Raw genomic sequence first — 17,901 nt, 5'->3', positions numbered from 1 at the left:
TGGTAAAGCCCTTAGTCCTGCAAGCCAGATAAAGCGCAGGAATTATTAGAAAGCATGGTTAGCTTTGAGCAAGAAGCGGATGTTTCGCTTAGTTATTCATATTATTGGTGATTTAATTCCCACTCAATATATGATTTCATCATAGGAATAAAATTCTCACAAGATGATGAAAATACCTCAACAAATTTTAATTTGTAACTTTCCGGAACATGCCAATCTTGAGGGATGCTATCTGCGATGGATTGATAAAACTCAACAGGTATTTCACAAATTTTATCCATCCATGACTTATACTCTTCTGCAGAATGCAAAATTCCGCGATGATATGGCGATGATTCAATAAACAATTTATTATCCGTCCATATAAGACCATCTTCTCCCCACGTCTCACAATTATCATCTTCAAAGGCGATTCCAGCATCCATGAATAGCAATTCGCCATTTAACAATTTGCAAGTATCATTTTTTACATCACCTATTGATAGCCAATTATCAAATATTGATTTGCCATAGAGATTTTTCATTTGGTTATTACTGAATTGATAACCTACAGGCAACTCTTCTAGGGAAGGTGCGAATAAGCAGGTCATTTCTTCCCAAGCTGACTCGCTGATTAAAATTTCGCGGATCTGGGCCGATTTTTTTCCCGCAAACACATCGAATCAGCCTATTTAGGCTATTTTTTCCACCATTTCTGGCGTTATTTCCGGTTTTTACTGAGATCTCTCCCACTGACGTATCATTTGGTCCACCCGAAACAGGTTGGCCAGGGTGAATAACATCGCCAGTTGGTTATCGTTTTTCAGCAGCCCCTTGTATCTGGCTTTCACGAAGCCGAACTGCCGCTTGATGATGCGAAACGGGTGCTCCACCCTGGCACGGATGCTGGCTTTCATGTATTCGATGTTGATGGCCGTTTTGTTCTTGCGCGGATGCTGCTTCAAGGTTTTTACCTTGCCGGGACGCTCGGCGATCAGCCAGTCCACATCCACCTCGGCCAGCTCCTCGCGCTGTGGCGCTCCTTGGTAGCCGGCATCGGCTGAGACAAATTGCTCCTCTCCATGAAGCAGATTACCCAGCTGATTGAGGTCATGCTCGTTGGCCGCGGTGGTGACCAGGCTGTGGGTCAGGCCACTCTTGGCATCGACACCAATGTGGGCCTTCATGCCAAAGTGCCACTGATTGCCTTTCTTGGTCTGATGCATCTCCGGATCGCGTTGCTGCTCTTTGTTCTTGGTAGAGCTGGGTGCCTCAATGATGGTGGCATCCACCAAAGTACCTTGGGTCATCATGACGCCTGCTTCGGCCAGCCAGCGATTGATGGTCTTGAACAATTGACGGGCCAGTTGATGCTGCTCGAGCAGGTGGCGGAAATTCATGATGGTGGTGCGATCCGGCAGGGCGCTATCCAGGGATAATCGGGCAAACAGGCGCATGGAGGCGATTTCGTACAGGGCATCTTCCATGGCACCGTCGCTCAGGTTGTACCAATGCTGCATGCAGTGAATACGCAGCATGGTCTCCAGCGGATAGGGCCGTCGGCCATTGCCCGCCTTGGGATAAAACGGCTCGATGACAGCGGTCATATTCTGCCATGGCAGAATCTGCTCCATGCGGGAGAGGAAAATCTCTTTTCGGGTCTGACGGCGCTTAGTGCTGAATTCACTATCGGCGAAGGTGAGTTGATGGCTCATGATGTCCCTCTGGGATGCGCTCCGGATGAATATGATGATCTCATATCAGGAACTTGTTCGCACCTTCCCTAGATTATGTATGAACTCATATGCAATAAAATGAGAAGTTGATACATTTAGTTCACTCTTTACACTTTCAGAAAACTGAACTACATGGCCTTTTGGCCAAGGCAAACCTATTTTTTCGGCTAATTTAAAAGCTACTAATTCATTAAACAACGCATTTGTTTCATGACCGGACTTGCTGAAATATGTTTTTACAAACCAATCATTGCCTAGCTCATCAACACCAATAAAAGGATTGGAGTGATTTGTGGATTTTTCCAATTTATCTTTAATGGAATCAATTATAATCACGGTGACCTTCAATAAAAATAATAAAATATGGCGTGAAGTATAATTGTATAACTAAAAGGAGCACAAACATTTTCGAAGGACTCCCGAGCTATTAATTTTGCCACGTGAGTTACCTCTGATGAAGAGTTTACTCACTTAACCGCATGTCCACTATCGGTAGGTAAGATCACTAAACATGTATCAACCAGACTGAAGGCACAATCTTATGATTATTCGGACATCTGGCACACAGTCGCGCCAGATGTCGCTCTGTCCGTCTAACCTCAGTGATGCTGCAACAATACCTGTGAAATCTTTCTCGCTTCACCTGCCGGATCCGCCGAATGCGTAATCGCCGACCCCACAATCACCACATCCGGGCCTAACAGCGCATAGTCCTTCACCGTCTGGCTGCTGATGCCGCCTGCTACGGCAATCCGCGATTTCCTGCGCGCCTTCAGCATCGTGACCAAATCATCAATCGGTTTACGCCCCGCTGCCTGCTGATCGGTACCGGTGTGTACCGCCAGCAGATCGGCACCGGCGGCCTCCAGCAAAATAACTTTGGCAGTAAGATCATCGACAGAAATCATATCCACCACCACCTGTTTTCCCGTCTCTTTTGCCGCCCGGATACACGCCTGGATCGTTAAAACATCCGTCACGCCCAGAACCGTAACGTAGTCTGCGCCAGCATCAAATAACAGCCGGGACTCGAAATATCCCCCATCCATAATTTTCGCATCCGCCAGTACTTCCTTGTGTGGATATTTTTCTTTAATGGCTTTAATCGCCTTCACGCCTTCCCGAATAAGAAAAGGCGTGCCCACTTCAATAATATCAACGTCATCAACCACCTTATCGATAAACACCAGCGCTTCAGGCAGGGTTAACTCGTCCAGGGCAAGCTGTAATTTCATGTTGGTTTCCTTGTGTCGAATGACTATTCGAGGTTGGCGTGCAGCGCAAAGCCTTTGGTTAAGTGATATCCCGTCGACTGGGCCAGATTCACAATCATGGCGTCACCCAGCACCATGACAGCCTCTTCAAACAGGCTGCCGCCGGGCAGAATGCCTTTCACGTTATCCGGTCCATCCGGCAATTTGTCGGTATAGGCCGGGATCCTGACCACCACATCCGCCAGTTTTCCCAGCGTGGACTCGGGGAAAATGGTCAGCAAGGCCACGGTGCCACCCAGTTGCTTCGCTTTCGCTGCCACATTCACCAGCGAAGCCGTTTCGCCCGATGCGCTGGCCAGCAGCAGCAGGTCGCCTTTTTGCAGCGCAGGCGTCACCACATCGCCGACAACATGCACCTTCAGGCCGATATGCATCAGGCGCATCGCAAAAGCTTTCATCATTAACAGCGAACGCCCTGCACCAAAAACAAATATCGCGTTCGCGTCAGCAATGGCCTGCTCCAGACGCGCCAGCGCAGCGCCATCAATCCGCGACATCGCCTGATTCAAGTCGCTACAGGCGACGCCTGCAACAGATTGCGTTTCCATCATGCGTCCTCCTGACTGAGCGGGAATAAATCATCCTGATACTCGAGCATCCCCATGATTTCCCGGACATAGTTATCGACATGTCCCAGAAAGTGAAAACGTTCCGGCGCGGCGCGGTAGCGCTGGTAAAGCGGCGTATCGAAGGTGATGCCAAGATGCGGGTTCTCTTTGACGGTGGCGAATTTGATGCGCGGAATATGCGGGTAGTAGTGATTTTTGCGCACGCATAGCTGCCCGTTCTCCTCCACGATGTAGCAGGCCATACCGTGGTAAAACTGCACCGTGTCGTAGTGAACCGCGCAGGGTTTATACGCGAGGTTGCTGAACACCAGCGGCCCGTCGCCAATATTGATGGAGCAGTGACCGTAATTCGGCGGCACGATAATGCTTTGCCCCTCCTTCACGATGGCCACGATAAGATCGTCCACCAGCAGGTCTTTTGGCGCGACGGCAAAATCCGGCGACTTTTGCAGGATATATGCCGCCGTGCCCTTAATCACCTCATATACTTCCGGATGGGTGTTGCGCCGCGTGTCGTTATAGCCATGATAATGGCCGCTGGTTTTCTTGCGCTCCTTACCGATCGTTCCCGGCATGATGATGGTGATGTCGTACTGGTACTGGTCAGCAGCAAGCCGTTCCTGATCCTCCGCAAAGCTGAGCCCGCGATAGACATCGTAAGCCGGTTCATCACGCTGCGCTTCGGTGAACTCCGGTAAGACCACCGCCATCTGCCCGGCGCTTTTGCGGCCAAAGCCGAGATAGTTCAGCGGGGGTTTTAGCGCCATCACACCGTCGTCATTGAGATACAGCGGTAAGCCGCTGTGGTGTAGCTGTTTCATTTTGCCTCCTGTGTATACGCGTTAGCTGCGCGGATCGCCTCTTTCAGCCGATCGGATTTCATACCAAATACGCTCTGGATATTGTTCCCAACTTCGACGACGCCCGCCGCGCCAAGCTGTTTCAGAAGCGCCTTGTCCACCAGCGTCTTATCCGTCACGTCAATGCGCAGACGTGACATGCAGGCCTCAATGCTGGTCATATTCCCCAGCCCGCCATAGGCCAGAATGATGCCGCTCACCAGGTCGTTCTGTTCGTTTTCCTGAGTTACTGCGGTTTCTTCGACTTCACGCCCCGGCGTCAGCAAATTCCAGCGGCGGATGGCAAAGGTAAACAGGACGTAGTACAGCGCCCCCATCACCAGCCCGACCGGGAACACCATGTACCAGTGTGGGGCCCGCGGCAGAACGCCAAAGAACAGATAGTCGATAAGCCCGCCGGAGAAAGAGAGCCCGATATGCACGCTGAACCACTCCATCAGCAGGAACACCAGCCCCGCCAGGACGGCGTGAATGCCATACAGCACGGGCGCAACAAACAGGAAGGAGAACTCAATCGGCTCGGTGATACCGCAGACAATGGAGGTGATCGCGCCAGAGAGCATAATGCCCTTCACGCGCGCTTTGTTTTCCGGGCTGGCGCAGCGGTAGATCGCCAGCGCAATCGCCGGAATACAGAACATCTTGATTGGCGTCAGCCCGGCCATAAAGGTTCCGGCGGTAATCGGCACCTGGTCTTTCAACTGGGCAAAAAAGATAAGCTGGTCGCCATGCACCACCTGCCCGGCCTTGTTTACGTACTCGCCAAACTGCAGCCAGAACGTCGGCCACCAGACATGGTTAAGACCAAACGGGATCAGCAGCCGCTCGACAAAACCGAACAGGAAGGCGGACACGCCCGGCCCCTGCACCGTCATGGTATTCGACAGGCCATTAATCAGATGCTGGACCGGCGGCCAGACTACCGCCATCACCAGCCCGACAAACAGCGCGGCGAAGGAGGTCACTATCGGCACAAAACGCTTGCCGGAAAAGAACTCCAGCCAGGATGGAAGCTGGATGCGGTAATACCGTTTGTATAGCCAGGCGGCAATAATCCCGATGATGATGCCGCCAAACACGCCGGTCTGGAGCGAAGGGATGCCCAGCACCATCGTGTAGTCACGCACCTGCGCCACCGACTCGGACGTGATCCCCAGAAACTGGCCGATGGTCACGTTCATAATCAAAAACCCAGCAATCGCCGACAGCCCGGCAATCCCCTGATCGTCACTAAGCCCTACCGCCACGCCGACCGCAAACAGCAGCGGCAGGTTAGCGAAAATCGCGCTGCCCGCTTCCGCCATCAGCTTCAGCACGTGAACCAGCCAGTCAGCGCCGAGAAACGGCAGGCTGGCGACAATATTGGGATCCTGAAAGCTGACGCCGAAGGCCAGCAAAATACCGGCGGCAGGCAGCATGGCAATGGGGATCATGAGCGATCGCCCGATGCTTTGTAACATTTGCAGAAGGTTGAATCTTTTCATCTCGATCTCCTGAGCGCGTCTTTATGACAGGGATTCGCACAACAGCAGGTTCTGCTCCGAACACCTTCAGTATCCGAACCGGAGATGATTAAAAAAACAGCAACCGACGACGAAAGTTATTTCCGGTTTTCGCTTAAAACCGGAAAATTTATGAGGGCAATCACGCCGGAAACCGTCAGAAAGGGATAAAAGAGGAAATCGCGTTCGGTGGGAGGCCATCATATGAGTATCTTCGAGGCGCATTTTCGCAGGCTGCACGCCCGCTACGGCGCAGGTCAGACGCACGAATTACAGATGCAGGAGATCGCCGCCATCTTCGGCTGTTCAGTGCGTAATTGCCGGATTGCGCTGAAAAAGATGCATCAGGAAAAATGGCTCGACTGGCAGCCTCAGCGCGGACGTAGCAAGCGCTCACGGCTCCACCTGTTAACCTCGCCGGAAAAGCTGTTCAGCCAGAACGTCAATAAGCTGCTGGAGAAGCAGGATTACGGCAACGTGCTGCGGTTTATCGGCAACGACAAGTATCTGCTGGATCGCCTGAGCCTGTGGCGCTTTGGGGTACAGGATAAAAGCAGCGAAACGCGGGTACGCATCCCCTACTATCGCAATCTGGATCCGCTTAATCCGCTCGTTCCCCTACGGCGGACCGAACGCCATCTCCTGCGCCAGTGCCTGAGCGGGCTGACGCGCTATGACGCCGTTCAGGGCAGGATCGTTCCCGATATCGCCCACTACTGGACCCACAACGACGACTTTACCCGCTGGGAGTTCTGGCTGAAATCTACCGCGCGCTTTGCCGATGGCTGCGAGTTGAATGCCAGCGCCGTGGAGCGCTGCCTGCTCGCCGCCAGCCAGAGCCCGCAGTTCGCGCCGCTTTTCAGCTCAATCAAAGCCATCACCGCTGACGCCCCCTGGCATCTGGTGATTGAAACGCATCACCCGGTCAGGCGGCTCGACTGCCTGCTCGCCACCCAGCCGACGATGCTGTTCGATTACCAGCGCGGACACATCCGCTGTACCGGCGCTTTCCATCTGCGGGAGCACAGCGACAACTTTATGGTCCTGCGGCGCAATCAACACTGGCACCAGGCGCGGCCCGGACTGGATGAGATCACCATTTTCACCTGGGCTCCGGAGCATATCAGCATGAGCTTTATTCCCCTGCTGCGGGGCGAAGAGGCGCAGGATGACCGCCCGCTTAACGAGCGTAGTCTGGAACAGGGATGCTGTTTTGTTCTGCTCGACTGTGAAGGAGCCTTTGCGGATGAGGCCGGAAGGCGGTTTATCAATTACCTGCTGCAACCTGTCGAACTCCTCAGCCAGACGCAGCTTCCCGACGAATACGCACGCATCCTCTCCGTTGCTCAGGGTATGCTGCCGCAGTGGAACCACCGCCCGGTGGATTTTGGCGGGATCACTGCGCCGTTTAACCTGCGTCAGCCGGTTATCATCAGCACCTTTCAGCAGCCGGAACTGGTGGAGCTTGCCGGGGCGATTCGCATCCTGCTTGAGCGCTGGCATATTCGCGCCGAAATACGGATCGACGCATTTGACCGCTTTAACAGCCAGCCGCGCCCCCCTGCGGATATCTGGCTCAGCAACTTTATGCTTGATACCCTTTCGGTTCCGGCGTTTCTGGAATGGCTGGCGTCCACCGCGCTGTTTACGCGCTTGCCTGAAGCCCAGCGACAAAACCTGAACGCCCTGCTGCCGACGATTCTGAACAGCGACGATGAGCAGGCGTTCGCCACCATTGCCGCCTTTTTCCATGAGATGACCCACCAGCGATATGTCATTCCTTTGCTGCATCACTGGATGGAATTTGCGACCGAGAAGTCATTTACCTGGCGGGATTTAAATACGCTGGGATGGCCGGATTTTAGCCAACTTTGGCTCGAATAATGCTACGCCCGCAAAAGCTCGCTAAAGGGCCTTTAAAGGCCTTTAAGGGTAAGGGAGAGAAGTGCGGGATTTGGGGTGGGGGAACGTTTGGCCATCTGTATGGGCGATACCATCAAATCCATCCGCAGCACCCTTTACGGTCTACCGATACCTACATTCAGAACGTCCGGTAGACGAAGCTAAAATGCCCATTCTCAATGCCTATACCTTCAGCTGCTACATAGTTTTGGACATGACGATTTATTAAAAGGCTCATAAAGGTTCAAATCATTACATAATAACTATTATTGTTTCTTATCAATAAATTATGGAAAAACATACCTTGACCGAGGCATCCATAGTGCTATGTTTACGGTAAACGACACAGCGCTTGGGCTGCACTCCTGAGGGATCATGACATTCGAGGATGATGCCTGTCTGCTATGTCAGGTTGGTCAAACCCTTCGCCCCGCAAGCGAGACAATCAGCAAGGAAGATTAATAGTATTGGCAATCTGTAGCGAAGAGTTGCAGTACTGCCCCTTCCATCATCCACAATGATAGCTATCAGTAAGTTAACGAAAATGAGAGGGCATCGGAAATGCTCGAAGTTGAATTTCAGGAATGGTTGAAGAGCAGAGGCGCCAAAACGCAAGCAGGCCTCAATTCCCGTATTTATGCTGTCAAAACTATAGAAAAAAATCTCGCAGCACTTGGTTCTCCTCATGCAGATCTGGATGCAGCCTACCAGGCGGATGGATTTGCGCAATTGCGGCAGCGGATCAAAGAGATTCGCCGTGATGCCAAAGATAACGGCGATGACTATCGGTTGCTAATGCCTGAATCAGAGCAACCGCTTAACCGATTGTCCAACTGGAATAGCTGGCTCGGACAATATGGACATTTTCTGAGCGGTGATGACTCTCAGGCCGACGAAATTCGGGATTATGTCCTTGAAAACTACATCACCCCAGCCAGAGAGCGAGGTGACGCAAGTGTCACCCTGGTAGTTGGTCCTCTGAATACTGAAATGGGTCTCGACAAGGGATGGCCGAACATCTGTCAGGCTCTTGATGGTCAAAAATTTCAGGAACTAGCGGATGTTCCCCCTCCGGTGACGGAAGGGCCTAAAAAGAGCACAACCCGGAAATATACGTTCATCCTTACGGAAGGAAGCGAACTGGTGGCCCAGACTAAACCAACTCCGACTAACCTTATTTTTTACGGTCCTCCAGGTACCGGAAAGACCTATCACACGGCGAGGGAAGCCGTAGCGCTCTGCGATGGCAAAGATGCCTATCCGAACTCAAAAGATGGGCGTGCGGCCCTGATGGCGCGCTATAACGAACTGATGGCAGAAAAGAGGATCTCTTTCGTCACATTCCACCAGAGCTATGACTACGAAACCTTCGTTGAGGGCCTTCGTCCAGAAATCGGTGAAGATGAGTCTTCGTCTGCTGGATTCAGACTCATGCCTACGCCGGGGCTCTTCAGAGAAATTTGTGCCCTTGCCGATCAGGCCAGAACACAACCCCGTGCACAGACAGATGCCTCGGCACTGCAACTATCCCAAAAACGCTTCTGGAAAATGGGGCAAGGGACAATTGGCACCGAAGACGATGTGTATGAAGATGCCCGCGACAATGGGTATATCGCTCTGGGTTGGGGTGGGACCATAGACTGGAGCGCGGATAGATTCTCATCGTTCAACGCGATTCATGATGAATGGATCAAGCAAAATCCAGGGAATCTGACGCCTAGTAACTGGACGCAAACCTATCCCTTCCGTTGCGAAATGAAGCCTGGTGATATCGTGATTGTCCCTTACGGGAACACTGCGTTTCGCGCTATCGCTGAAATAACTGGTGATTACTATTTCGTTCCTGAAGCCGAAGGTTACTATGCCCACCGCCGCCCAGTTCGCTGGCTACTGACCCTTGATGAACCACTGCCACTCGATACAATTATCGATGGTAACTTCACCATGCGGACGCTCTATTCCATTGCCACCAGTCGTGTGAATATCCCGGCGCTAGGCAGACTGCTCTCAAGTACAGAGAACATAGATAATAGTTCCGATGTTAAAGGACAACCAGAACAATTCGTCCTCATTATTGATGAGATCAACCGGGCAAATATCTCGAAAGTGTTCGGTGAACTGATTACGTTAATTGAGCCGGATAAACGTCTTGGAATGCCTGATGCACTCACCGTAACTCTGCCTTATTCGAAAAAGAAAGATTTTGGCATCCCCGCCAACCTTCATATCATAGGCACCATGAATACCGCCGATCGATCCATCGCATTGCTCGACACAGCATTAAGGCGGCGATTCAACTTCCGGGAAATGGCTCCCGACGCGACCTTGCTAAGTGAAGTAGAGGGGATCGATCTCAAAGCCGTTCTTACCACCATCAACCAGCGTATTGAATATCTTATAGGCCGGGAATATCGCATTGGCCACGCCTTCTTTATCAATTGTGAATCCAGGGCACAAGTTGAAGATGCAGTGCGCAATAAGGTCATACCGCTGTTACAAGAGTATTTCTTCGAGGACTGGAGCCGAATCGCGACAGTGCTGGGCGATGGTTTTATGCAGGAAGAGCAGATTTTACCGCCACCAGGAATAGAGGGGGAACCATTATCAAGCTGGTCGGTACGTGCACCGTTCAGAAATGATGCCTTTGATCGACTGATAGGCAAAGCCAGAACGTTAAATGTCACCGCTCTTGAGGTGGCTGGTGAATCGAAAGAATGACGCACCTCACGGTTCGTGAATGGGGTGGTGTTTGTGTGAACACAGAAAGCGGCATAAACGCTCCTCATGCTTTTACCCGCCCTCAGGCTAACGCGTTGCTAACGGCGGCGCGCGAGCATCCGCTGGCAAATCAGCACGGTACCAATATCTTAATCGATCGCCATAACAAAATTATTGCCGGGCAAATGGTTGGGGTCATTGCCGCTCCGGGATGTAGCCTTGAGATCCTGCCCAAATTCGACGACGAGACGATAGAACCGGACGCCACAATACGCAGTCGCCTGATACGTATGCTTGATGTCGCCCTCGACCTTAAACTCGGCAATGGACAGGCTGCAACAATGGCGAGACAAGCTGAAAGCTTGCTAGAGATACTCATCCGCTTGTTCGCCGAGCGACTCTTATCTGAAGTACATCGAGGATTACCGCGCACCTATTTGGCACAGGAAGACGATTTGCCCTCATTGCGCGGAAGGCTCAATATCAAACGACAATTCACTACGCTTGCCGTCCGCCCCGACCGTCTCGCCTGTCGTTACGACGAACTGTCTGCTGATACCGCCCTGCTTCGAATTATGAAGGCGTGTGTAGTTCTGCTTCACCATTATGCCCGCGCTGCAGATACGCTCCGTCATTTGAATGAATTGCGCATCCTGTTAGCGGGTGTTAGCGACGCCCCTTTCAGTCATCTGCCGTGGTCACAGGTACGGATCGACCGAACCAATCATCGCTGGGAAGCCCTCTACAATCTGGCACGTCTTCTCCTGCGACGCGACTGGCAAGCTACACACCACGATAAACGAGCGCAGAACGGGATTACACTGTTATTCCCAATGAACGACCTGTTCGAGGCATATATAGCGGCGCTGGCGAAGCGTGCTGTACGTGGTACGGAATGGACGGTTCGTGCACAGGCAGGCAGATTATACTGTCTGATCGAGGACGTAAAAGAAGGCAAACCACGCTTCCAGACCCGACCGGATCTGCTTATCGAGCGGGACCATCAGATTGTTATGATCATAGACACTAAATGGAAGCGTATTGGTCGTCATCCCGAAGATGCCAGGCATGGCATATCGCAGGCTGATGTCTACCAGATGATGGCCTATGCACGGATTTATCACTGCCCACAAGTTATGCTTCTCTATCCACATCATGCAGGTCTGGGAACGCAACCTCTGAATGCAGGCTATAGGATTCTAGCAGGCAAGGAACAATTACAGGTGGCTAGTGTGGATCTGATTCTCGATGAGGACAAGATTGTCGGGCAGTTAATTAACCTTCTCGGCATCAACACGCAGTGAGAAGAAAAGGCGGGATCGGTGCGCCTTGAGGGTCAGCACCCTCAATGACCTTAACCATGATTTAGGCTTATACTTACATAATTATTTTCATAAGGTCTAATAGGCCAGGCTTCATCTCTTGGCATACTGGGGATATTAAGGTCTTCCCGGTCACTACCGAACGGGCCGCAAATCCAGTTCAAATCATCTGATGAAAATACCTAACCTACCTTTTCGTAAGATTACCCTCCAAAATCTTATAACCATATGTTTGCTATTCCCCTATCCGAAAAGAGAATTATTGCAACAATTTCGTATTGTAGGGTGAAACGATGCCAACAGAACCATTGACGTTGAAGTAGCAGCGATGATTTCCGGAATTTGCCGTTTGTGTTATAGCAACCAGATGTTCCAAATCAATAACGTCATACTGTTGAAATATGTGCATGTATCGATTCATTTCATTGAGATGCAATACCTGCTTAATTCTAGCCTCAATGCCGACGTCTTTTACATACTGCTGAAATTTGGGAGAGATCCAGTATAACAACTCCATCATGTTGCTGAGTTTTTCATTCAGATCGGCTATCACTGCCTCTTTGGTTCTAGCACTCCCGACATGCCAAGCGGGTTCATTGTGGGAGATTCTGTTTCTAAAGGCCCTAACTTCTTCGATTCTGCGTCGTATAGCATCACGTTGATGGAACTGAACATTTTTCGTTTCCACCACCCGAGGCAATTTTTTAAATACTTTAGTTAATTCATGTGGCCATAAAAAATTTTTATCCGAACCATTGTAAAAATGTTTATCAAGGAGGTACTCCCAAGATGAAAATTCCATCTGAGAAATGATTTGGTCAATGGTAGGGATCGGCGCAGTTATGCCTTTATCTTCAAGTATTTTCTTGGCCGTTCGTTTCGCATTTTTTCCGTTATCTTTAAATTTCTTGACTTGTTCAGCATTAATCAATTGGCCCTGAAGGTTGGTTTCTTGAGTACAGGGAATTAACTCAAACCAATATTTATCTGCAGCCTGATATTTTGTAAGAGCAACATGATTAATCGCATTTCGAAGAGATACTTCAATGAGTTGCAATAATGGATAAAAAGCCCCGACGATCGCCAGATTCCAACAATATGAGCCAAATAACTGGGCATCTGTTTGAGTGGCAAGAGATGTTCTGTAACTGGTGAGCCTAGCTAAGCTAAGCAGACGAGAGGGTTCTGAGTAATCGTAATGTTCAGGCATACAGTGCTCTTACTTTTAATTTTCGCTTATTATTTCAGATGTGTATTGAGATTGACAATAGTCGTTAGCCAGCGTATCCTACGCAGGTGTAGCTAGTTGACGGTTCTTCTCCCACCTTAGTAGTGGTGCTAGTTCCCCGACATAAAGCGAAAGGATACCGGCCCCGGGTTCATACATATGAATTCGGGGTTTTGCTTTTACAATCCTCCTTACTAGTAAGCCATTTCCTACACTTAGGTGGCTTGAGCAGTCTTTTTACAGCTCCTTGCTTGAATCCCTGTTTAGTTAGACACTCCGATGATTCTGTCCAGTAGCAGCAAATCACGCCCACCTGCTGCGCTGCCAGTTGCATAATCCTGCATTGATGCGTGGTTGCAGGCGCAAAGGTGCAGGTATACCCGCTATCTCTCGTCATTCCTGCGATTAGCTGAAAAGAAAGCTTATTCAGCCCATCAGCGATGACTCTGTCGCCTCTCATGTAGAACACGTGATGTTTTACCGGCAGTTTTTGCGATAGCTTTTTAAACTTCTTTTTTTCATTAGGCATAGCTCTAATCCCTTGTCTTATTGAATAATCTCAGTAAATTGTCTGAAAGGAAACGGCATGTTTTTTCGAGAATGCGTCCTCAACTGACGCAAGAAAGATTACTCTTTGGCGACTTAAAAAAAAGCCGAAAAAATTAATAAGCGGAGTTTTGATGAAGAGATCAAACAAGGAAAAGCTGGAAATCACAAACAGCGACTCTCTCCGTAGGAGGCATGCAGGGAACTACAAGCCAATTGATAATGGAGAGCGTTACCTTCTTCCGTATGAGGTTCATCTGCGCACTAGCCCCCCTGAGTTTTTTGAGCAACTTTCTGACTATGACTTCCTGAAAACTCCAATAAATGACGCAGCGCTGACCTTCTCCGGTTTATTGGATGAACTAGAATGTCTAGGGGAACTAGATTCAGACAGAGGTTTTTGGAAGAACTTCAATGAGTCCGCACTGAACAGATATTTGAACCCGATCCTTGGTACTGCCAAAGGCAAACAAGGTTGGAAAAAAAAGTACCTAAAAATCAAACAAGTGAATCGCCACGGGTTTAACAGACACCTCAGAGTCATTTAAGATGGCTTAAAGAGAGGTGCCCATGAGCGGTAAGCGTTATCCCGAAGAGTTTAAAACTGAAGCAGTCAAACAGGTTGTTGATCGCGGTTATTCTGTTGCCAGCGTGGCAACACGTCTCGATATCACCACCCACAGCCTTTACGCCTGGATAAAGAAGTACGGTCCGGATTCTTCCACTAATAAAGAACAGTCAGATGCTCAGGCCGAGATCCGTCGTCTCCAGAAAGAGCTGAAGCGGGTTACCGACGAACGGGACATATTAAAAAAAGCCGCGGCGTACTTCGCAAAGCTGTCCGACTGAGGTACGCCTTTATCCGTGACAACACCTGTTGCTGGCCTGTTCGCCTGCTCTGTCGGGTGCTGGATGTTCATCCCAGTGGTTTTTACGCCTGGCTTCAGCAGCCGCATTCTCAACGCCATCAGGCAGACCTGAGACTGACAGGACAGATTAAACAGTTCTGGCTGGAATCGGGATGCGTCTATGGTTATCGCAAAATCCATCTGGATCTGCGGGACAGCGGGCAACAGTGCGGAGTGAACAGAGTCTGGCGACTGATGAAACGTGTCGGGATAAAGGCTCAGGTCGGATACCGGAGCCCGCGGGCACGTAAAGGCGAGGCCAGTATCGTGTCGCCCAACAGGCTCCAGCGACAGTTCAATCCGGATGCTCCTGATGAGCGTTGGGTAACAGACATAACCTACATCAGGACCCACGAAGGCTGGCTGTATCTTGCTGTGGTTGTTGATCTGTTCTCACGCAAAATTATCGGCTGGTCCATGCAATCCCGGATGACAAAGGACATTGTCCTGAACGCACTGCTGATGGCTGTATGGCGGCGTAATCCCCAAAAACAGGTGCTGGTTCATTCGGATCAGGGCAGTCAGTACACAAGCCATGAGTGGCAGTCTTTCCTGAAATCACACGGCCTGGAGGGCAGCATGAGCCGTCGCGGTAACTGCCATGATAATGCGGTTGCAGAAAGCTTTTTCCAGTTGTTGAAACGCGAACGGATAAAGAAAAAGATCTACGGAACGCGGGAAGAAGCCCGCAGTGATATTTTTGATTACATCGAAATGTTTTATAACAGTAAGCGTCGGCATGGTTCTAGCGATCAGATGTCACCGACAGAATATGAAAACCAGTATTATCAACGGCTCGGAAGTGTCTAGATTATCTGTGGCGATTCACTGATCATAAAGGCCTGTACTTCGACGGTTGGGCACAATATGGATGGTTTGATAACCATGTCAAAGGTGAAGGACTGGCTTCTGAGTCCTATAAATCCAAAGGTCTGACGGCATCTGTTGAAACGGGGTATACCTTTAAAGTTGGCGAATTCTCTGGCAGCAAAGGAACCGTTAATGAGTGGTATGTTCAACCGCAGGCGCAGGTTACCTGGATGGGGGTCAAATCTGATGACCATCAGGAAGCTAACGGAACGCGTATCAAGATGAATGGTAACGGTAATATTCAAACCCGTCTTGGAGCCAGAGCCTATCTGAAAAGCTTTAATAAAATGGATGAGGGCAAAGGCCGCGAATTCCAGCCATTTATTGAAGCTAACTGGCTCCATAATACACGCAGTTTTAGCACAAAAATGGACGACGTTAGCGTCAGCCAGGAAGGTGCACGCAATCTGGGAGAGATTAAACTGGGTGTCGAAGGCCAGATTACGCCAGATTTAAATCTGTGGGGTAATGTGGGCGTCCAGATGGGAGACAACGGTTACAACAACAGCGCGGCAACGTTAGGACTGAAATATCATTTCTAATCAGCCCGCAACAAAAGATAGCCGGGGTGTTTTCGACAGCACCCTGGCTACTGCCATAACCCCAAATATATCGACGCTTGCATTATTCTCATAGCCAGGCGAGCTATGAGAATAATGAGCACTTAAATAGTACCAACCGTCATCCCATCCCTCCCATTTTACTGATCAAGAAGAGGGAAAAAACGACTCGCTTTTAACAAAGCCATTCAAAACCTTACTTATCAACTGGATACTCGCGATTAATCCACGCATGTTCATCTTCCCAGGTGAACATCCATTTGCGTACCGGGCCCGCCATCACGTTGAGGTAGTAGCTGTCATATCCTGCCAGGGTTGCCACCGGGTGATACCCTTTTGGCACCATCACGACATCACGGTTATAGACAGCCATACACTCGTCAAGCGACCGGTCGTCGGTGTATACCCGCTGCAGACAGAATCCCTGCGGCGGGTTGAGGCGATGGTAGTAAGTCTCTTCCAGATAGGTCTCCTGCGGCGGATTGTCGGTATCATGCTTATGACTTGGCCAGGAACTGGTACAGCCTTCGTTGGTCCACACTTCCACCACCAGCAGGCTATCAGCAGGTTTATCTTCCGGTAAAATGTTATGCACGTAACGCTGGTTGTGACCTTTGCCGCGCGCTTCCCCGTCGATATCCTTAGGTGCGATCAGCCGTGTTGGGTGTGTGCCTTTCCCCGGCGCAGCGCAGACCGCCAGCTCCAGTCTGGTCACCGCCTGAACCTGTATGGTTTCACCAGCGGTGACATAGACCGCCCACGGTTTTATCCGTTCGAACGGGCTCATCCGCTCGCCGATATCTGTAAAGGTTGCACCCGGCGTGGTGATGGTCGCGCGTCCGGCGACCAATACCAGACAACGTTCTTCGCTGACGGCGGGCAGCGTAAGCTGCTGCCCCTCTTCCAGTTCGTACGCTTTAAAGCCAACATATTCCCAGCAGGCGCTTTCCGGCGTCACTGACTGCGTACGCCCCTGCGCGTCCGGCTGCTGCCAACGTGATAATAAACGTGACATATCACCTCCTCAGATAAGACCAGCGTCACGCGCCAGACGGCTAAGGTTGTTATAGCCCAGACGCGCATACGTTAGCGGATGCGCGATGGCCGGATCCTGCTCCGCCTCCACGACTAACCACCCCTGATACTGGTTCGCCTTCAGCAAGGCCATGATCGGCGGATAGTCAACGCAGCCATCGCCCGGCACGGTAAAGACCCCACTCAGTACCGCATCGAGAAAGCTGGTTTTGCGATTTTTGACATCCGCCAGCACGTCGGCACGCACGTCTTTACAGTGAACATGGTTGATACGCGATGCCCAGCGCTGCGCCACCGCCAGCGGATCGGCCCCGGCGAAGGTCAAGTGTCCCGTGTCGAGCAACAATCCAACTTCATCACCGGTATTCGTCATCAGATTACCCACATCTTCAGCAGATTCAATCACCGTTCCCATGTGGTGGTGATAGGCAATCTGTACCCCCTGCTGCTGGGTGTAGCGCGCAAACTCGGTGAGCTTTTCACCGTATTCTTGCCAGCGCTCTTGCGGGAAGCGCGGACGCAGATGTACCGGCGTCTGCTGCTCGCCGTGAATGCAGCCACTGACTTCGGCAAAGACCAGCACCTTGGCCCCCAGCTCGCGCAGTAACGTCAGATGTGACTGTACGGCGGCAATCTCCTCCTCCACGCTGCGTTCCAGCAGACGTCCGGAGTACCAGCCGGAAACCAGTTGCAGGTCGTGACGCTGCAAAATGGGGCCGAGCAGTCGCGCCTCGCGCGGGAATTTATTACCCAGTTCGAAACCAGCAAATCCGGCCTCTTTGCCCTCGCTCAGACAAGTATCAAGCGACGTCTCAGCGCCCAGTGAAGGAAGATCATCATTCGTCCATGTCAGTGGATTAATACCTAATTGTACCGTCATTATCTTCTCCTG

Annotated in this window: 17 protein-coding genes and 1 pseudogene; 6 read left to right on the top strand and 12 right to left on the bottom strand. The window is 50.8% G+C overall.

The genetic code is table 11. The annotated features are described in order from the left end of the window. Positions 1-101: 101 nt before the first annotated feature. The 8 genes from SK33_RS05850 to ptsG all read right to left on the bottom strand — a co-directional run bounded on the left by SK33_RS05850 (position 102) and on the right by ptsG (position 5,902). A complete protein-coding gene (locus tag SK33_RS05850) occupies positions 102-614 on the bottom strand; it encodes a hypothetical protein (protein WP_326928980.1) in 513 nt (170 codons plus the stop codon). After that, the gene (locus SK33_RS26625) at positions 532-732 is read right to left on the bottom strand and encodes a hypothetical protein (RefSeq protein ID WP_326928973.1); all 201 of its coding nucleotides are present in this window, start codon (positions 730-732) and stop codon (positions 532-534) included. Before SK33_RS26625 ends, SK33_RS05850 begins: the two co-directional genes overlap by 83 nt. Beyond that, on the bottom strand, positions 714-1,694 hold the full coding sequence (locus SK33_RS05845; RefSeq protein WP_000019445.1) for an IS5-like element ISKpn26 family transposase: 981 nt from the start codon (positions 1,692-1,694) through the stop codon (positions 714-716). The genes SK33_RS26625 and SK33_RS05845 overlap by 19 nt, the downstream gene beginning before the upstream one ends. Positions 1,695-1,739: 45 nt before the next feature. Next, entirely contained in the window at positions 1,740-2,051 is a 312-nt protein-coding gene (locus tag SK33_RS05840; RefSeq protein ID WP_162771967.1) for a HipA family kinase, read from the bottom strand. 263 nt (positions 2,052-2,314) lie between these two features. Beyond that, complete coding sequence (gene hxlA / locus SK33_RS05835) at positions 2,315-2,950, bottom strand: 3-hexulose-6-phosphate synthase (RefSeq protein WP_048218444.1); 636 nt, start codon at positions 2,948-2,950, stop codon at positions 2,315-2,317. Between the two features lie 23 nt (positions 2,951-2,973). Beyond that, complete coding sequence (gene hxlB / locus SK33_RS05830; RefSeq protein WP_048218913.1) at positions 2,974-3,537, bottom strand: 6-phospho-3-hexuloisomerase; 564 nt, start codon at positions 3,535-3,537, stop codon at positions 2,974-2,976. After that, positions 3,537-4,379 (bottom strand): glucose-6-phosphate isomerase family protein, encoded by an 843-nt coding sequence (locus SK33_RS05825; protein ID WP_048218445.1) that lies wholly within the window; start codon positions 4,377-4,379, stop codon positions 3,537-3,539. Before SK33_RS05825 ends, hxlB begins: the two co-directional genes overlap by 1 nt. Next, positions 4,376-5,902, bottom strand: a complete 1,527-nt coding sequence (gene ptsG, locus SK33_RS05820) for a glucose-specific PTS transporter subunit IIBC (protein ID WP_048218446.1) — start codon at positions 5,900-5,902, stop codon at positions 4,376-4,378. Before ptsG ends, SK33_RS05825 begins: the two co-directional genes overlap by 4 nt. A gap of 222 nt (positions 5,903-6,124) precedes the next feature. On the opposite strand from ptsG, the gene SK33_RS05815 reads away from it, so the two are divergent. The 3 genes from SK33_RS05815 to SK33_RS05805 all read left to right on the top strand — a co-directional run bounded on the left by SK33_RS05815 (position 6,125) and on the right by SK33_RS05805 (position 11,844). Beyond that, complete coding sequence (locus SK33_RS05815; RefSeq protein WP_048218447.1) at positions 6,125-7,804, top strand: SgrR family transcriptional regulator; 1,680 nt, start codon at positions 6,125-6,127, stop codon at positions 7,802-7,804. 579 nt (positions 7,805-8,383) lie between these two features. Beyond that, entirely contained in the window at positions 8,384-10,540 is a 2,157-nt protein-coding gene (locus tag SK33_RS05810; RefSeq protein WP_048218448.1) for an AAA family ATPase, read from the top strand. Continuing rightward, positions 10,537-11,844: an McrC family protein gene (locus SK33_RS05805; protein ID WP_048218449.1), complete on the top strand. Its 1,308-nt coding sequence runs from the start codon at positions 10,537-10,539 to the stop codon at positions 11,842-11,844. Before SK33_RS05810 ends, SK33_RS05805 begins: the two co-directional genes overlap by 4 nt. A 277-nt stretch (positions 11,845-12,121) precedes the next feature. On the opposite strand, the gene SK33_RS05800 is transcribed toward SK33_RS05805, so the two are convergent. Both SK33_RS05800 and SK33_RS05795 read right to left on the bottom strand, forming a co-directional pair. Beyond that, on the bottom strand, positions 12,122-13,072 hold the full coding sequence (locus SK33_RS05800; RefSeq protein WP_048218450.1) for an Abi family protein: 951 nt from the start codon (positions 13,070-13,072) through the stop codon (positions 12,122-12,124). Between the two features lie 169 nt (positions 13,073-13,241). Continuing rightward, the gene (locus tag SK33_RS05795) at positions 13,242-13,619 is read right to left on the bottom strand and encodes a hypothetical protein (RefSeq protein ID WP_048218451.1); all 378 of its coding nucleotides are present in this window, start codon (positions 13,617-13,619) and stop codon (positions 13,242-13,244) included. A gap of 151 nt (positions 13,620-13,770) precedes the next feature. On the opposite strand from SK33_RS05795, the gene SK33_RS05790 reads away from it, so the two are divergent. The 3 genes and pseudogenes from SK33_RS05790 to SK33_RS05780 all read left to right on the top strand — a co-directional run. Next, on the top strand, positions 13,771-14,184 hold the full coding sequence (locus SK33_RS05790; protein WP_048218452.1) for a hypothetical protein: 414 nt from the start codon (positions 13,771-13,773) through the stop codon (positions 14,182-14,184). A 22-nt stretch (positions 14,185-14,206) separates the two neighbouring features. After that, positions 14,207-15,354 (top strand): IS3 family transposase gene (locus tag SK33_RS05785; RefSeq protein ID WP_113772681.1). Its coding sequence is split into 2 segments (ribosomal slippage): positions 14,207-14,444 and positions 14,444-15,354, totalling 1,149 coding nucleotides; the frame shifts between segments, so codons are not numbered across the junction. Between the two features lie 23 nt (positions 15,355-15,377). Continuing rightward, a pseudogene (locus tag SK33_RS05780) lies at positions 15,378-15,956 on the top strand (autotransporter outer membrane beta-barrel domain-containing protein); the annotation flags it as partial. A 214-nt stretch (positions 15,957-16,170) separates the two neighbouring features. Here the strand turns inward: SK33_RS05780 and iolB are convergent. Next, on the bottom strand, positions 16,171-16,989 hold the full coding sequence (gene iolB, locus SK33_RS05775) for a 5-deoxy-glucuronate isomerase (protein ID WP_048218453.1): 819 nt from the start codon (positions 16,987-16,989) through the stop codon (positions 16,171-16,173). Between the two features lie 9 nt (positions 16,990-16,998). After that, complete coding sequence (iolE, locus tag SK33_RS05770) at positions 16,999-17,889, bottom strand: myo-inosose-2 dehydratase (RefSeq protein WP_003845952.1); 891 nt, start codon at positions 17,887-17,889, stop codon at positions 16,999-17,001. Between the last annotated feature and the right edge of the window lie 12 nt (positions 17,890-17,901).

The sequence above is a fragment of the Citrobacter sp. MGH103 genome (genome assembly GCF_001034475.2).
Taxonomy (GTDB): domain Bacteria; phylum Pseudomonadota; class Gammaproteobacteria; order Enterobacterales; family Enterobacteriaceae; genus Citrobacter; species Citrobacter freundii.
The sequence above is the reverse complement of the archived record's forward strand: the minus strand, read 5'-3'. Positions and strand labels throughout refer to the sequence as shown.

Excerpts from the sequence above, each read along its gene's own strand:
- SK33_RS05845 (WP_000019445.1), bottom strand. The coding sequence starts at position 1,694 with ATGAGCCATCAACTCACCTTCGCCGATAGTGAATTCAGCACTAAGCGC.
- hxlA (WP_048218444.1), bottom strand. The coding sequence starts at position 2,950 with ATGAAATTACAGCTTGCCCTGGACGAGTTAACCCTGCCTGAAGCGCTG.
- hxlB (WP_048218913.1), bottom strand. The coding sequence starts at position 3,537 with ATGGAAACGCAATCTGTTGCAGGCGTCGCCTGTAGCGACTTGAATCAG.
- SK33_RS05825 (WP_048218445.1), bottom strand. The coding sequence starts at position 4,379 with ATGAAACAGCTACACCACAGCGGCTTACCGCTGTATCTCAATGACGAC.
- ptsG (WP_048218446.1), bottom strand. The coding sequence starts at position 5,902 with ATGAAAAGATTCAACCTTCTGCAAATGTTACAAAGCATCGGGCGATCG.
- SK33_RS05815 (WP_048218447.1), top strand. The coding sequence starts at position 6,125 with ATGAGTATCTTCGAGGCGCATTTTCGCAGGCTGCACGCCCGCTACGGC.
- SK33_RS05810 (WP_048218448.1), top strand. The coding sequence starts at position 8,384 with ATGCTCGAAGTTGAATTTCAGGAATGGTTGAAGAGCAGAGGCGCCAAA.
- SK33_RS05805 (WP_048218449.1), top strand. The coding sequence starts at position 10,537 with ATGACGCACCTCACGGTTCGTGAATGGGGTGGTGTTTGTGTGAACACA.
- SK33_RS05800 (WP_048218450.1), bottom strand. The coding sequence starts at position 13,072 with ATGCCTGAACATTACGATTACTCAGAACCCTCTCGTCTGCTTAGCTTA.
- SK33_RS05795 (WP_048218451.1), bottom strand. The coding sequence starts at position 13,619 with ATGCCTAATGAAAAAAAGAAGTTTAAAAAGCTATCGCAAAAACTGCCG.
- SK33_RS05790 (WP_048218452.1), top strand. The coding sequence starts at position 13,771 with ATGAAGAGATCAAACAAGGAAAAGCTGGAAATCACAAACAGCGACTCT.
- iolB (WP_048218453.1), bottom strand. The coding sequence starts at position 16,989 with ATGTCACGTTTATTATCACGTTGGCAGCAGCCGGACGCGCAGGGGCGT.
- iolE (WP_003845952.1), bottom strand. The coding sequence starts at position 17,889 with ATGACGGTACAATTAGGTATTAATCCACTGACATGGACGAATGATGAT.